At 50.4% G+C, this 15,100-nt stretch carries 13 protein-coding genes; 5 read left to right on the top strand and 8 right to left on the bottom strand.

Annotated elements, in window-relative coordinates; all coding sequences use genetic code 11:
- Positions 1–464: 464 nt before the first annotated feature.
- Both chuA and chuS read left to right on the top strand, forming a co-directional pair.
- Positions 465–2,354, top strand: coding sequence for a TonB-dependent heme/hemoglobin receptor ChuA/ShuA (chuA, locus tag A7Z06_RS17185; protein ID WP_307723224.1), 1,890 nt, complete (start codon positions 465–467; stop codon positions 2,352–2,354).
- Positions 2,355–2,402: 48 nt separating this feature from the next.
- Entirely contained in the window at positions 2,403–3,431 is a 1,029-nt protein-coding gene (chuS, locus tag A7Z06_RS17180; RefSeq protein WP_001017205.1) for a hematinate-forming heme oxygenase ChuS, read from the top strand.
- Between the two features lie 61 nt (positions 3,432–3,492).
- On the opposite strand, the gene A7Z06_RS17175 is transcribed toward chuS, so the two are convergent.
- The 5 genes from A7Z06_RS17175 to arsR form a co-directional block, all read right to left on the bottom strand.
- Complete coding sequence (locus A7Z06_RS17175; RefSeq protein ID WP_000478613.1) at positions 3,493–4,023, bottom strand: helix-turn-helix domain-containing protein; 531 nt, start codon at positions 4,021–4,023, stop codon at positions 3,493–3,495.
- A gap of 141 nt (positions 4,024–4,164) precedes the next feature.
- Complete coding sequence (slp, locus tag A7Z06_RS17165) at positions 4,165–4,731, bottom strand: outer membrane lipoprotein Slp (protein ID WP_001044201.1); 567 nt, start codon at positions 4,729–4,731, stop codon at positions 4,165–4,167.
- A gap of 389 nt (positions 4,732–5,120) precedes the next feature.
- Positions 5,121–5,546: a glutaredoxin-dependent arsenate reductase gene (gene arsC, locus A7Z06_RS17160; RefSeq protein ID WP_000065797.1), complete on the bottom strand. Its 426-nt coding sequence runs from the start codon at positions 5,544–5,546 to the stop codon at positions 5,121–5,123.
- A gap of 12 nt (positions 5,547–5,558) precedes the next feature.
- On the bottom strand, positions 5,559–6,848 hold the full coding sequence (arsB, locus tag A7Z06_RS17155; RefSeq protein ID WP_010346206.1) for an arsenite/antimonite:H(+) antiporter ArsB: 1,290 nt from the start codon (positions 6,846–6,848) through the stop codon (positions 5,559–5,561).
- 54 nt (positions 6,849–6,902) lie between these two features.
- Positions 6,903–7,256, bottom strand: coding sequence for an As(III)-sensing metalloregulatory transcriptional repressor ArsR (gene arsR, locus A7Z06_RS17150; protein WP_000008972.1), 354 nt, complete (start codon positions 7,254–7,256; stop codon positions 6,903–6,905).
- A 739-nt stretch (positions 7,257–7,995) separates the two neighbouring features.
- Between arsR and dinQ the strand changes: the two genes are divergently transcribed.
- Positions 7,996–8,079 (top strand): damage-inducible type I toxin DinQ, encoded by an 84-nt coding sequence (gene dinQ / locus A7Z06_RS17140; protein WP_001295215.1) that lies wholly within the window; start codon positions 7,996–7,998, stop codon positions 8,077–8,079.
- Between the two features lie 53 nt (positions 8,080–8,132).
- Here the strand turns inward: dinQ and gorA are convergent, their stop codons facing one another.
- Both gorA and rlmJ read right to left on the bottom strand, forming a co-directional pair.
- Complete coding sequence (gene gorA, locus A7Z06_RS17135; RefSeq protein ID WP_000160829.1) at positions 8,133–9,485, bottom strand: glutathione-disulfide reductase; 1,353 nt, start codon at positions 9,483–9,485, stop codon at positions 8,133–8,135.
- A 71-nt stretch (positions 9,486–9,556) separates the two neighbouring features.
- Positions 9,557–10,399: a 23S rRNA (adenine(2030)-N(6))-methyltransferase gene (rlmJ, locus tag A7Z06_RS17130; RefSeq protein ID WP_085461362.1), complete on the bottom strand. Its 843-nt coding sequence runs from the start codon at positions 10,397–10,399 to the stop codon at positions 9,557–9,559.
- 262 nt (positions 10,400–10,661) lie between these two features.
- On the opposite strand from rlmJ, the gene prlC reads away from it, so the two are divergent.
- Entirely contained in the window at positions 10,662–12,704 is a 2,043-nt protein-coding gene (gene prlC / locus A7Z06_RS17125; RefSeq protein WP_000184157.1) for an oligopeptidase A, read from the top strand.
- A gap of 7 nt (positions 12,705–12,711) precedes the next feature.
- Positions 12,712–13,464, top strand: coding sequence for a 16S rRNA (guanine(1516)-N(2))-methyltransferase RsmJ (rsmJ, locus tag A7Z06_RS17120; RefSeq protein WP_000686601.1), 753 nt, complete (start codon positions 12,712–12,714; stop codon positions 13,462–13,464).
- 48 nt (positions 13,465–13,512) lie between these two features.
- On the opposite strand, the gene dtpB is transcribed toward rsmJ, so the two are convergent.
- Entirely contained in the window at positions 13,513–14,982 is a 1,470-nt protein-coding gene (gene dtpB / locus A7Z06_RS17115) for a dipeptide/tripeptide permease DtpB (protein WP_001098672.1), read from the bottom strand.
- Positions 14,983–15,100: the final 118 nt, after the last annotated feature.

Here is a 15,100-nt window from a genome sequence, read left to right as displayed (position 1 = left end):
TCTTTAACCCCCTGTTTAGTGTGTTAATAGCGGTTAAAAAAAGCTTGATCATAAAAAAATGATCGATAATAATTCTCATTATCAAGTCAGTATTTAACAAAATATGATCATATGGATAATGAAATTATAACTTTCGTGAGGGATAACGCACGGCACTCTTCACTTCAGACGTGGTGTACCACCCGGCCTGATAAGAGGGCTTGTATTTGCGCAATTGTCAGAAATACCAGGTAATTTCACGGGATATAAACGCCAATTAACTCACTTGGCTAATACTATCGCCTTGAATCGTAAATAAATTTATTTTCGCCAGCCACCCCGGTTTTTACCCAGGCAGCCAGCATTTTTTATTTTCCTCATGGAGAATCGCTATGTCACGTCCGCAATTTACCTCGTTGCGCTTGAGTTTGTTGGCTTTGGCTGTTTCCGCCAGCTTGCCGACGATTGCTTTTGCTACTGAAACCATGACTGTTACTGCAACGGGGAATGCCCGCAGTTCCTTCGAAGCGCCAATGATGGTCAGCGTTATCGACACTTCCGTCCCTGAAAACCAAACGGCCACTTCTGCCACCGATCTGCTGCGCCATGTTCCTGGGATTACTCTTGATGGTACGGGACGCACGAATGGTCAGGATGTGAATATGCGTGGTTATGACCATCGCGGTGTGTTGATCCTTGTCGATGGTGTTCGTCAGGGAACCGATACTGGACACCTGAATGGTACTTTCCTCGATCCGGCGCTGATCAAACGCGTTGAGATTGTCCGTGGTCCTTCGGCATTACTGTATGGCAGTGGCGCGCTGGGAGGGGTTATCTCCTACGATACGGTCGATGCAAAAGATTTATTGCAGGAAGGACAAAGCAGTGGTTTTCGTGTCTTTGGCACTGGCGGCACGGGAGACCATAGCCTGGGATTAGGCGCGAGCGCGTTTGGGCGAACTGAAAATCTGGATGGTATTGTGGCCTGGTCCAGCCGCGATCGTGGTGATTTACGCCAGAGCAATGGTGAAACCGCGCCGAATGACGAGGCTATCAACAACATGCTGGCGAAAGGAACCTGGAAAATTGATTCTGCCCAGGCTCTGAGCGGGTTAGTGCGTTATTACAATAACGACGCGCGTGAACCAAAAAATCCGCAGACCGTTGAGGCTTCTGATAGCAGCAACCCGATGGTTGATCGCTCAACGATTCAACGTGATGCGCAGCTTGCTTATAAACTCGCTCCGTTGGGCAACGACTGGTTAAATGCCGATGCAAAAGTTTACTGGTCGGAAGTCCGTATTAATGCGCAGAACACGGGGAGTTCCGGCGAGTATCGTGAACAGACGACAAAAGGTGCCAAACTGGAGAACCGTTCCACTCTGTTTGCCGATAGTTTTGCCTCTCACCTGCTGACATATGGCGGTGAGTATTATCGTCAGGAACAGCATCCTGGCGGTGCGACGACGGGGTTCCCGCAAGCGAAAATCGATTTCAGCTCCGGTTGGCTGCAAGATGAGATAACCTTACGCGATCTGCCGATTACCCTGCTTGGCGGAACCCGCTATGACAGTTATCGCGGTAGCAGCGACGGCTACAAAGATGTGGATGCCGACAAATGGTCATCTCGCGCGGGGATGACTATCAACCCGACCAACTGGCTGATGTTATTTGGCTCGTATGCGCAGGCATTCCGCGCCCCGACGATGGGCGAAATGTATAACGATTCTAAGCACTTCTCGATTGGTCGCTTCTATACCAACTATTGGGTGCCGAACCCGAATTTGCGTCCGGAAACCAACGAAACTCAGGAGTACGGCTTTGGGCTGCGTTTTGATGACCTGATGTTGTCCAATGATGCCCTGGAATTTAAAGCCAGCTACTTTGATACCAAAGCGAAGGATTACATCTCCACGACCGTCAATTTCGCGGCGGCGACGACCATGTCGTATAACGTCCCGAACGCCAAAATCTGGGGCTGGGACGTGATGACGAAATATACCACTGATCTGTTTAGCCTTGATGTGGCCTATAACCGTACCCGTGGCAAAGACACCGATACCGGTGAATATATCTCCAGCATTAACCCGGATACTGTTACCAGCACCCTGAATATTCCCATTGCCCATAGTGGCTTCTCTGTCGGTTGGGTCGGTACGTTTGCCGATCGCTCAACACATGTCAGCAGCAGTTACAGTAAACAACCGGGCTACGGCGTGAATGATTTCTACGTTAGCTATCAAGGACAGCAGGCGCTCAAAGGCATGACCACCACTCTGGTACTGGGCAACGCCTTCGATAAAGAGTACTGGTCGCCGCAGGGTATCCCGCAGGATGGTCGTAACGGAAAAATTTTCGTGAGTTATCAATGGTAATCATCTGCCCCGATATTTCGGGGCGTTTATCTGGAAGGAAGAGAGACAATGAACCACTACACACGCTGGCTTGAGTTAAAAGAACAAAATCCCGGAAAGTACGCGCGTGACATCGCAGGTTTAATGAATATTAGCGAAGCAGAACTGGCATTTGCGCGCGTCACGCACGATGCGTGGCGGATGCGTGGCAATATTCGTGAAATTCTGGCAGCACTGGAAAGCGTTGGCGAAACCAAATGCATTTGCCGGAACGAATATGCTGTTCATGAGCAGATAGGTGCTTTCACGAACCAGCATTTGAACGGTCATGCCGGATTAATACTCAACCCGCGCGCGCTGGATTTACGACTGTTTCTCAATCAGTGGGACAGTGTTTTCCATATAAAAGAAACCACGGCTCGCGGCGAACGCCAGAGTATTCAGTTCTTTGATCATCAGGGCGATGCGTTACTGAAAGTTTATGCCACCGATAATACCGACATGGCGGCATGGAGCGAGCTTCTGGGGCGTTTTATCGTCGAAGAGAATACGCCGTTTGAGTTAAAAGCCGTTGATGCGACTGCCGCACAAACCGACGTAGATGCCAGTGTGGTCGAGCAAGAGTGGCGGGCGATGACCGACGTTCATCAGTTTTTTACGTTGCTCAAGCGCCACAACCTGACTCGCCAGCAGGCGTTTAATCTGGTGGCAGACGATTTGGCCTGCAAAGTACCCAATAGTGCGCTGGCGCAGATACTGGAATCCGCCCAGCAAGATGGTAATGAGATCATGGTATTTGTTGGCAACCGTGGTTGCGTACAGATCTTCACCGGTGTGGTTGAAAAAGTGGTGCCGATGAAAGGCTGGCTGAATATTTTCAACCCAACGTTTACTCTTCACCTTTTAGAGGAGTGCATTGCTGAAACCTGGGTAACTCGTAAACCCGCCAGCGATGGCTACGTAACCAGTCTGGAATTGTTTGCCCATGACGGTACGCAGATTGCGCAGCTCTATGGTCAACGTACAGAAGGCGAACAGGAGCAAGCGCAATGGCGTAAACAGATTGCGGCATTGACGCAGGAAGGTGTTACTGCGTAAAGCGTAATTGTGCGGAGGTCTGGCGGTCGCCGGGCCTCTTTATAAATATCAGCTGGCGAGTTCAGACCAGATAATCAATATGTTGATGACGTACCAGTTCGTTGATCCGCTTAAGGTTGAGAATCATCATAATATTGTGTTTATGGCAGTAGAATGTTTTCAGCGAAATTTTTAATTTTCCCAGAATATCTTCTGTCGTCATTTGATTAGCAATGCAGGTCAGAACTTGATGTTGTTTGCATGAGAGTGACACATCCGCTTCTGGCACAGAACAGTAACTGCCATTAAGCAGCGCGACAAAGTCAATAATCGTAATATTTCTCTGGACAAAAGTTACCGGGACTTTTCCCAGACAGCGTTTAATATTAAACGGTGAGAAAACAATGACATGAACAGGCTTCAGATGTTCAATTTTGTTGAGTATTGAAGAATGAAAGACATTGTTCATTAATGTATCAATAATCACTAAGGCATTCTGATGCAATGTTAAGTCGATCTCCTCTTCGTTCTGTATATGAACGACATTACCCTTACTTAAAATATTTTTCATCGCGGTGAAAAACATTGTATCCCTGGTAATTATAAGAAACATAACCGACTCCTGTTGCGGACATTAACTTTATAATCAGGTGCCAAAGGTAATAAATAGAGAGGATATTATAATTATTGTTATATATAAATATTCATACTAAAGATGCAGATATTTGAAAAATATCTGCATCTTTAAACTAAATCATTTCACCAGTTCTGGTGTTACCTGGCTAACCGCATTGGTGTAGTAAGGTGCGCCCCAGCCTGGTTCAGGCCAGAATGCGCCGTAGCCGTAATCCCACAGGTTGTAGGTGGTGTTGACCACTTCTCTCAAATGCCACACCTGAATACCTTGTACATTCACGTCAACGAAGTTATATGGGACTTTATTGATAAATCCAGGTTGTTCGCCCTGAATTGTGCCGAGAACAGTAACAAAGTGATTACGATAGTTCACTGGGTCAAGGAAGCCATTTTGTCTGGCGAGCAGGCGACCTTGATAGTTGGCTTCAATGTCAGGTTTGGCATAGCTATCCAGCGGTAATACGGCGATTTCTAACAACGTATCAGTTTTGCCGTTAATAACGTTGATAACCTTACCGCCAAAGCGTGCCTGTTGCCCAACATACAAATTCGGTTGGTTATGAACAGCAACAAAACTTTTTTGAATATCAGGTTGATTATTGCCTTTAATATTTTGCGGAATCGAACTACATGCGGCAAGAAAAAATGAAAGGCTGAAGATGAGTGCACCTTTTGTCTTGTTCATGTTACTATCCTTATCAACAAATGTTAAAACCATAATAGATATTTCTTTATAGTTTTCATCCGATTCTTAGGCGATATGCCTGATAGTAACGTAAACCTGTCTGATATTTATATCCTTGAATATTAGTCCCGGATAGCATTGACATATGATGTTATTATCCGTCTCCTCGTAATATTAGTTCTTTATTTAATTATTATAATGAGTTTATTTTTTATCTCATGTTACATGGAGTGCTAATTATTAGCATTATGGTGATAACCATTTATTAAAATGGAAACTATTTATCTTCGAGGGCAGGAAGCGCAATTTACTGAGATTGCACGATCTCGCATCCGGTAAGAAATGATACGCGTTCGTCAGAGATTGGGGGCACAGCCACCCCCCTTTGTTTATTTTAATCGTTGACCCGAATCATCGACCACTTTCTCACCGTCTTCCTTGGTAAACGCCCCTTTCTGAGTATCTGGCAGGATCTCCAGCACCACTTCCGAAGGACGGCACAGCCGGGTTCCCAGCCGCGTTACCACGATTGGGCGGTTAATCAGAATCGGGTGTTGCAACATAAAGTCGGTTAACTGATCGTCAGTAAATTTATCTTCTGCCAGACCCAGTTCCTCATACGGTTCAACGTTTTTACGTAGCAGAGCGCGAACACAAATTCCCATATCAGCAATGAGTTTTACCAGCTCATCACGCGTCGGTGGGTTTTCCAGATAATAGACAATGGTCGGTTCTGTACCGCTGTTGCGGATCATCTCCAGCGTATTACGCGACGTGCCGCAGGCCGGGTTGTGATAAATGGTAATGTTGCTCATATCAGTATCTCATTACAAAGTGAAAGAGAGGCGTAGCACCAGCGCCACCAGCGTTACAAACAGTACCGGCAGGGTCATGAGAATCCCTGTGCGGAAGTAATATCCCCAGGTAATCGTCATATTCTTCTGCGAAAGTACGTGCAGCCAGAGCAGCGTCGCCAGGCTACCAATTGGGGTGATTTTCGGCCCCAAATCGCAGCCAATCACGTTGGCATAAACCATCGCTTCTTTGATAACGCCAGATGCCGTGCTGCCATCAATGGACAACGCGCCAACCAGTACCGTCGGCATATTGTTCATAATAGAAGAGAGGAAGGCGGTGAGGAATCCGGTGCCCAGCGTCGCGGCCCACAGGCCGTTATCCGCCAGCACGTTGAGTACGCCAGAAAGATATTCCGTTAACCCGGCATTGCGCAGGCCATAAACCACCAGATACATACCGAGCGAGAAGATGACAATCTGCCAGGGCGCACCGCGCAGCACTTTACCCGTATTGATAGCATGACCGCGTTTAGCGACTACAAACAAAATCAGCGCACCCACCGCCGCAATGGCGCTTACCGGAATGCCGAGTGGTTCCAGGACGAAAAATCCCACCAGCAGAAGCAGTAAAACAACCCAGCCAGTTTTGAAGGTGGCGGGATCTTTAATTGCTTCTGCCGGTGCTTTCAGCAGCGCCATATCGTAGTTCTGCGGAATGTCTTTGCGAAAGTAGAGATGCAGCATCACCAGCGTAGCCAGTATCGCGGCGATATCCACCGGCACCATTACCGAAGCATATTCGCGAAAGCCAAGACCAAAGAAATCTGCCGAAACGATATTCACCAGGTTCGAGACGATAAGCGGCAGGCTGGCGGTATCGGCAATGAATCCGGCTGCCATCACGAACGCCAGCGTAGTGCCTTTGCTGAACCCTAACGCCAGCAGCATGGCGATGACAATCGGCGTTAAAATAAGCGCCGCGCCATCATTGGCAAACAGAGCTGCAACGGCGGCGCCGAGCAGGACAATCCAGGTAAACAACAGGCGACCGCGTCCATTGCCCCAGCGTGAAACGTGCAGCGCCGCCCATTCGAAAAAGCCGGATTCATCCAGCAGCAGGCTGATGATAATGACGGCAATAAATGCGGCGGTTGCATTCCAGACGATATTCCACACCACCGGAATATCACCCGGATGAACCACGCCTGTAACTAACGCCAGTATTGCGCCCAGCGTCGCACTCCAGCCGATGCTTAAACCTTTCGGCTGCCAGATAACCAATACGATGGTCAGGACAAAGATAGCGCCTGCCAGTAACATAATGCCTCCCGGATAAAACACATGCGAAAATCCATATGTGTTTAGCTAAATTTTTTAACTGCAAATGTTCTTACTGTCTACGGAACAATTTTGTCGAGCCAGGTTGCGGACAATCGCCTGAACCTTTTCCTGTTCACATCGCCAGGCCTCATCAATAATTTTCGCCGCCCATGCTGGAATATGCGGCGATAGGCGGTAATGAACCCACTTACCTTGCTTGCGATCCAGCAATAAACCGCTTTCCCTCAGCAATGCCAGGTGGCGTGAGATCTTGGGCTGCGACTGATTCAGGGCAGTACAGAGATCACACACGCATAACTCTCCCAGTTCGCTAAGCAGTAAAACGATGCCCAGACGGGTTTCATCAGCAAGAATTTTGAACAATTGGATGGGTAACAGAAATGACATATTGCGCTCCTGATTGTTGCAGGTAGTGTCTCTCTTCGAAGCGGATAAGTCAAAAACATATATGTTTTAACGGATGCGTAGGTGCAGAGGAAGGTAATAGGTGTGAATTTTGAGTTGGCTATTCATTCGAAAGGAGGTCTGAATCAGGACGTAAAAAAACCGACTTTGCGTCGGTTTTTTACTTTCCAGCCCAGAGTTGGTGGCTCTGGCTGGAGTGAGAGAGCTCTTATCTAACAGCTCAATACTATTAGCCAGTGGCTAACATTGCAAGAATTAGCAATTTCTTCAGCTGGCGGAGGGGGCACTTCGGTATATATCGCAGTGACGATTTATATACTTTCACTGGGTCATCGTCATATTAAGCCTTGTCCGAATCCGGATGTAAAAAAACCGACTTTGCGTCGGTTTTTTACTTTCCAGCCCTGAGTTGGTGGCTCTGGCTGGAGTGAGATAGTCATCATCTAACGCATCAATGCTAATACCATACTGAAACTATTGCAAGGACGTGCTGGTTTTATAACCTGTATGTACTGTATGATTATCCAGTTAGCTCTGAGACATTTTCACTCTGACAATGCGCATAAACGCTTTCAAAGTCCTGGTCAGAAGTACGGGTGGTGCCGTTAACTGATGCTCTGGCCGGAGTGAGATAGTCGTCATCTAACAATGGGACATGCGCCGTGACAGGCAGTGGATGAGTAAGCGGATGCATTCTCACTCCATCGCATGGAGAAAACGGGTGATTGATAAAGCAATCATCGTTCTTGGGGCGTTAATTGCGCTGCTGGAACTGATCCGCTTTCTGCTTCAGCTTCTGAACTGATAGCGGAAACGTAACTAAGGGCAAAGAGCACACCACTCTTTGCCCTTTAACATTTAACGCATGGTGACGAACTCTTCTGCCGCCGTCGGGTGAATGGCGACGGTGTTGTCGAAGTCTTTTTTTGTCGCCCCCATCTTCAGCGCCACCGCGAAGCCCTGCAACATTTCGTCCATGCCAAAACCAATGCCGTGAATACCGACAATCTTCTCTTCCGATCCAACGCACACCAGCTTCATGCGGCACGGCTGGCGGTGAGTGGTGACGGCGGTATACATGGCGGTGAAAGAGGATTTATACACTTTCACCTGATCGTCGCCGTACTGCTCGCGCGCCTGCGGCTCCGTTAAACCAACAGTACCAATCGGCGGATGGCTGAAGACCACGGTCGGAATGTTGCTGTAATCCAGATGCTCATCCGGCTTGTTATTAAACAGGCGTTCAGAGAGACGGCGACCTGCCGCTACCGCGACCGGCGTCAGTTCCACTGCGCCTGTGTTATCGCCCACCGCGTAAATACCTTCAACGTTGGTATTTTGATATTTATCGACGACGATATAGCCTTTTTCGTTGGTTTTAACGCCAGCGGCTTCGAGGTTGATGTTGTCATTGGCAGGTTCACGGCCAATCGCCCAAATCAGGCAATCTACCGTTTCACTGCGACCATCTTCCAGCTCCAGCGTCAGGCTGCCATCGGCATTTTTCACCACCGCTTTCGGGATGGCGTTAGTGTGCAGTTGCGGGCCTTCGGCGTTCATCACTTCGACCAGCGTTTCGGAGATCATCGGGTCAAAGCTGCGCAGCGGCGCGTGTTTACGCACAAACAGATGCGTCTTCGCGCCGAGGCCGTTAATCACGCCAGCCAGTTCAACGGCGATGTAACCCGCACCAACAACCGCTACACGCTCTGGCAAAGCGGGTAGGGCAAAGAAACCATCGGAATCAATGCCGTATTCCACGCCCGGAATATCCGGGTGGCTTGGACGACCACCGGTGGCGATCAGAATATGATCGGCCGTAATGGTTTCACCGTTAACTTCCAGCGTTCTGGCATCAACGAAGCGAGCAAAGCCCTTGATTACATCAACGTTATTTTTACCGAGTACGTTTTCATAGGAAGTATGAATACGGTCGATATAGGCGGTACGGCTGGCGATCAACGTTTCCCAGTTGAACTTATTGATGGTGGTATCAAAGCCATAATCCGGGCCGTACATGTGGATCGCTTCGCGGATTTGCGCCGCGTGCCACATCACTTTTTTCGGCACGCAGCCGACGTTCACGCAGGTGCCGCCCAGTTCTTTGGCTTCAATCAGCGCGCATTTCTGACCGTACATAGCCGCGCGGTTGATGGAGGCGATACCGCCGCTGCCGCCGCCGATGGCGATGTAATCATAGTGTTTAGTCATGACATATTGTCCTTATCGTTGATTACCGCGATTGTAGCGCGAGACGTAATAGGTGCCAGCAATGGCTGCAATTACTCCGGCACGATCCAGCTTACGGTGGCGTGCCCGGTGCCTGCCGGAACCAGTTTGCTGTGCAGCCACGGCAGCACGTTATTCATCTGCTGTTCCAGCTTCCACGGTGGGTTAATCACAATCATGCCGGAAGCGGTCATACCACGGCGGTCGCTGTCCGGCAGCACCGCCAGTTCAATTTGCAGAATTTTGCGAATGCCGGTCGCTTCCAGGTCGTGGATCATGCGCTTGATCTGCTGGCGCAACACCACCGGATACCATAATGCGTAAGTGCCGGTAGCGAAACGTTTGTAGCCTTCTGCTATCCCGCTGACCACCGCCTGATAGTCGGTTTTCATTTCATACGGTGGGTCGATAAGGATCAGGCCACGACGGGAAACTGGCGGCAGTTTTGCTTTCAGTTGCAGGAAGCCGTCGGCTTTTTCTACGCGCGCACGGCTGTCTTTCTGAAATTCAGAACGCAGCAACGGGAAATCGCTCGGATGTAGCTCGGTCAGTTGCAGGCTGTCTTGTTCACGCAGTAACTGACGGGCAATCAATGGCGAACCGGGGTAGTAACGCAACTGTCCGCTACGGTTGAAGTGTTTTACCACATTGATGTACGGCTCCAGTTCTGCGGGCAAATCGTCCTGCTGCCAGATACGGGCGATGCCTTCGAGATATTCGCCGGTACGCTCGGCATGTTCGCTGCCTAACTGATAACGCCCGGCACCCGCGTGGGTATCGAGATAGAGAAACGGTTTATCTTTCTCTTTCAGCGACTCGATGATCAGGCTCTGAACGGTATGTTTAAGGACGTCGGCGTGGTTGCCAGCGTGAAAGCTGTGGCGATAACTGAGCATGGGTAAAGGTGTTCCGGTAAGTAAAAATCGGCCCGTATTTGGGGCGCACAAAAGCATATCAGGACAGTATACCGAAAAGAGGACGTCGCCGCGAAAGCGTAACGTTTCTCATTGAAATTCACTACACTTAACCCCATGCTATTACCCATTACGCGTCGGATGGCATCGGCCTATTAACGTAGGCCGGATAAGACGTCTGCGTCGCCTCCGGCGAAAGCGCCTGTGAGCGTTTCGTTCCCTCTATTTAACCAGGACTGTACCTATGACGAATCCGTTACTGACTCCCTTTGAATTGCCTCCGTTTTCTAAAATTCTCCCGGAACATGTCGTTCCTGCCGTGACTAAGGCGCTGAACGACTGTCGCGAAAATGTGGAGCGCGTGGTAGCGCAGGGGGCACCGTACACCTGGGAAAATCTCTGCCAACCGCTGGCAGAAGTGGACGATGTGCTGGGACGTATTTTCTCCCCGGTCAGCCACCTGAACTCGGTGAAAAATAGCCCGGAGCTGCGCGAAGCCTACGAACAAACGCTGCCGCTGCTGTCAGAATACAGCACCTGGGTAGGGCAACATGAAGGGCTGTATAAAGCGTATCGCGATCTGCGCGATGGCGATCATTACGCCACGCTGAACACGGCACAGAAGAAAGCGGTTGATAACGCACTGCGTGATTTTGAACTGTCGGGCATCGGTCTGCCGAAAGAGAAACAGCAACGTTACGGCGAGATTGCCACCCGTCTCTCCGAGCTGGGCAACCAGTACAGCAACAACGTCCTCGATGCGACGATGGGCTGGACTAAACTCGTTACCGACGAAGCTGAGCTGGCGGGTATGCCAGAAAGCGCGCTGGCTGCAGCAAAAGCCCAGGCCGAAGCGAAAGAACTGGAAGGCTATCTGCTGACGCTGGATATCCCAAGCTACTTGCCGGTAATGACCTACTGCGACAACCAGGCTCTGCGTGAAGAGATGTATCGCGCTTACAGCACCCGCGCCTCCGATCAAGGCCCGAACGCCGGTAAGTGGGACAACAGTAAGGTGATGGAAGAGATCCTCGCGCTGCGTCACGAACTGGCGCAATTGCTGGGTTTTGAAAACTACGCCTTCAAATCGCTTGCCACTAAAATGGCAGAAAATCCGCAGCAGGTGCTTGATTTCTTAACCGATCTGGCAAAACGCGCGCGTCCGCAGGGCGAAAAAGAGCTGGCGCAACTGCGTGCCTTCGCCAAAGCCGAATTTGGTGTGGATGAGTTGCAGCCGTGGGATATCGCTTACTACAGCGAAAAACAGAAACAGCACCTCTACAGCATTAGCGACGAACAACTGCGTCCGTACTTCCCGGAAAACAAAGCGGTTAACGGCCTGTTTGAAGTGGTGAAACGTATTTACGGCATCACCGCCAAAGAGCGTAAAGATGTTGATGTCTGGCATCCTGATGTGCGTTTCTTCGAACTGTATGATGAGAACAACGAACTGCGCGGCAGCTTCTACCTCGACCTGTATGCCCGTGAGAACAAGCGCGGCGGGGCGTGGATGGATGACTGCGTAGGCCAGATGCGCAAAGCCGACGGTTCGCTGCAAAAACCGGTCGCTTATCTGACCTGTAACTTCAACCGCCCGGTGAACGGTAAACCGGCGCTGTTTACCCATGACGAAGTGATCACCCTGTTCCACGAGTTCGGTCACGGCCTGCATCATATGCTGACCCGCATCGAAACCGCCGGTGTTTCCGGTATCAGCGGTGTGCCGTGGGATGCGGTCGAACTGCCGAGTCAGTTTATGGAAAACTGGTGCTGGGAGCCGGAGGCGCTGGCGTTTATCTCCGGTCACTATGAAACCGGCGAACCGCTGCCGAAAGGGTTGCTGGATAAAATGCTGGCGGCGAAGAACTACCAGGCGGCGCTGTTTATTCTGCGTCAGCTGGAGTTCGGCCTGTTCGATTTCCGCCTCCATGCGGAATTCCGTCCGGATCAGGGGGCAAAAATCCTCGAAACCCTGACAGAAATCAAAAAACTGGTTGCCGTGGTGCCGTCTCCGTCATGGGGCCGTTTCCCACATGCATTTAGCCATATCTTTGCTGGTGGTTATGCAGCAGGTTACTACAGCTACCTGTGGGCTGATGTGTTGGCGGCGGATGCTTTCTCGCGCTTTGAGGAAGAGGGGATTTTCAACCGTGGTACTGGACAGTCGTTCCTCGACAACATTCTGAGCCGTGGCGGTTCAGAAGAGCCGATGGAACTGTTCAAACGCTTCCGTGGTCGCGAACCGCAACTGGATGCGATGCTGGAGCACTACGGCATTAAGGGCTGATCATTCAGTGAAAATCTGCTTAATTGATGAATCGGGCGCCGGAGACGGCGCCTTATCTGTTCTGGCGACCCGCTGGGGGCTGGAGCACGATGAAGACAATCTGATGGCCTTGGTGTTAACGCCAGAGCATCTGGAACTGCGTAAGCGTGATGAGCCGAAACTCGGCGGCATTTTCGTTGATTTTGTCGGCGGGGCAATGGCGCACCGACGCAAATTCGGCGGTGGTCGCGGCGAAGCGGTAGCAAAAGCGGTGGGCATTAAGGGCGATTATCTGCCGGATGTCGTCGATGCGACCGCAGGATTAGGTCGTGATGCCTTCGTGCTGGCTTCTGTCGGTTGTCGTGTACGGATGCTGGAGCGTAATCCGGTAGTTGCCGCGCTGCTCGACGATGGCCTGGCGCGTGGCTATGCCGATGCGGAAATTGGTGGCTGGTTGCAGGAACGGTTGCAGTTGATTCACGCTTCCAGTTTGACGGCGCTGACCGATATTACTCCGCGCCCGCAAGTGGTCTATCTTGACCCGATGTTCCCACATAAGCAGAAAAGCGCGCTGGTGAAGAAAGAGATGCGAGTGTTTCAGTCGCTGGTGGGGCCGGATCTCGATGCCGATGGGTTGCTGGAGCCTGCGCGGCAACTGGCGACCAAACGTGTGGTGGTAAAGCGCCCGGACTACGCGCCGCCGCTGGCAAACATTGCCACACCGAACGCGGTTGTCACCAAAGGGCATCGCTTTGATATTTATGCCGGAACGCCGGTGTAAAAGTGAAAACGGGTAGCGTTATAGCTACCCGTTTTTCTGCAAGAATCATCAATGGCTTTCCGGCGTCTCAATCATTCGTTTCAGCCAGGGCACCATCATCAGCATCACTACTGCAACGCCCAGCGTGACCAGACCAATCTTACCAAACACGTTGGTGTAGACAGGTAACGTCTCAAGCGGATCGGTAATGTTGTCTGGCACTGCGGTAAATGTTGCCACATAGCCGCCGAGCAAGAACGCGGCAGCCTGCGTCAGAAACCACATTCCCAGAATAAAGCCCATCAAATGCTGTGGCACCAGAGCAGCAACCATCGCCAGACCCAGGGCGCTAATAAACAGTTCACCCAGGCTCTGGAACAAGTAAACCAGCACGATAAACCACGGCGATGTCAGCCCCTGCGCATCAGCAAACCACATTCCCGCAGCGGCGGCAGTCAGAAATCCCAGCGAGCACATAAACATGCCGAGAGTAAATTTCATCGGCATCGAGAGGTCTTTGCCTTTGTTACCCAGATGCGTGTAAATGTCCGCCAGTATTGGGCTGGCGAGTACCACCCAGAATGGGTTAAGCGCCTGGAAGCTGACCGGGTTGATGGAAAAACCGAGAATTTCATGATGTACGTTGTTGATGGCAAAGAAGTTCAGCGACGTTGGCATCTGGGCATAGAGGATGTAAAACACCACCGCTTCGAGCATCAGGACAAAGGCGACAAACATTTTATTGCGCCCGGTTTTATCCAGCTTGAATGCCTGACGGAAGAAGATAATGGTGACGACGATGGAGAGGGCGATCAGCACCAGATTGGCGACTTCTACGTTGTGCATCAGCCATGCACAGACGAAGATCATCACTACGCTGCCAATCAACACGTACAACAGTTTGCCGAAGTTCAGTGGTCGGAAGTCAGGATCTGAACCAATATCTTGCACCATCCCGCGACAGGCGATGTAGACCAGTAGCGCGACAATCAGACCTGCCCCACACAGGTTATAGGTTACGGAATAACCAAATCTATCGGCAATCACGGGTGCCAGCGACAACGCCACCAATGAACCAATATTGATCGACATGTAAAACAGTGTGAAAGCACCATCCAGACGCGGATCTTTCGGTGGATAGCATTTAGAAAGCAGGCTTGCCGGGTTGGCTTTAAACAAGCCGTTACCGACGGCAATAGTCCCCAGGGCGATGAAAATCAGATCAGGCTTAAGTAGTGACATTCCGGTCATGAAGTAGCCAATCGCCAGCACAATAGCCCCAAGAACAATGGTGCGTTTAGTCCCAAGCAGGTGGTCGCCGACATAGCCGCCAATGGAGATAAGTCCATAGACCAGCGCAGCAAAAGCGCCAAAGGTAACAAAGGCCTGCTCTTGTGAGAATCCGAGCTGTTTAACGAAGAAAACCGCCAGCACGCCTTGCACGCCGTAGTAGCCGAATCGCTCCCATAATTCGACAAAAAAGATCATGAAAAATGGGCGAGGTTGTTGCAGCATCCCAGTGGGTGTTGTTGTATTCATATTTATTAACCTTCCAATACCATCCTGAAAAGTATGAACGCGTAAGTGGTTGCACGCGAAAGATTTTACAGATGTCTAAGATTTTTAATATTGATGTGGTAAATAGTTATATGCACTA

Source organism: Escherichia sp. MOD1-EC6819, assembly GCF_002965765.1.
Classification (GTDB): Bacteria; Pseudomonadota; Gammaproteobacteria; order Enterobacterales; family Enterobacteriaceae; genus Escherichia; species Escherichia ruysiae.
This window is presented reverse-complemented; position numbering and strand designations above follow the sequence as displayed.

Excerpts from the sequence above, each read along its gene's own strand:
- chuA (WP_307723224.1), top strand. The coding sequence starts at position 465 with ATGACTGTTACTGCAACGGGGAATGCCCGCAGTTCCTTCGAAGCGCCA.
- chuS (WP_001017205.1), top strand. The coding sequence starts at position 2,403 with ATGAACCACTACACACGCTGGCTTGAGTTAAAAGAACAAAATCCCGGA.
- A7Z06_RS17175 (WP_000478613.1), bottom strand. The coding sequence starts at position 4,023 with ATGTTTCTTATAATTACCAGGGATACAATGTTTTTCACCGCGATGAAA.
- slp (WP_001044201.1), bottom strand. The coding sequence starts at position 4,731 with ATGAACAAGACAAAAGGTGCACTCATCTTCAGCCTTTCATTTTTTCTT.
- arsC (WP_000065797.1), bottom strand. The coding sequence starts at position 5,546 with ATGAGCAACATTACCATTTATCACAACCCGGCCTGCGGCACGTCGCGT.
- arsB (WP_010346206.1), bottom strand. The coding sequence starts at position 6,848 with ATGTTACTGGCAGGCGCTATCTTTGTCCTGACCATCGTATTGGTTATC.
- arsR (WP_000008972.1), bottom strand. The coding sequence starts at position 7,256 with ATGTCATTTCTGTTACCCATCCAATTGTTCAAAATTCTTGCTGATGAA.
- gorA (WP_000160829.1), bottom strand. The coding sequence starts at position 9,485 with ATGACTAAACACTATGATTACATCGCCATCGGCGGCGGCAGCGGCGGT.
- rlmJ (WP_085461362.1), bottom strand. The coding sequence starts at position 10,399 with ATGCTCAGTTATCGCCACAGCTTTCACGCTGGCAACCACGCCGACGTC.
- prlC (WP_000184157.1), top strand. The coding sequence starts at position 10,662 with ATGACGAATCCGTTACTGACTCCCTTTGAATTGCCTCCGTTTTCTAAA.
- dtpB (WP_001098672.1), bottom strand. The coding sequence starts at position 14,982 with ATGAATACAACAACACCCACTGGGATGCTGCAACAACCTCGCCCATTT.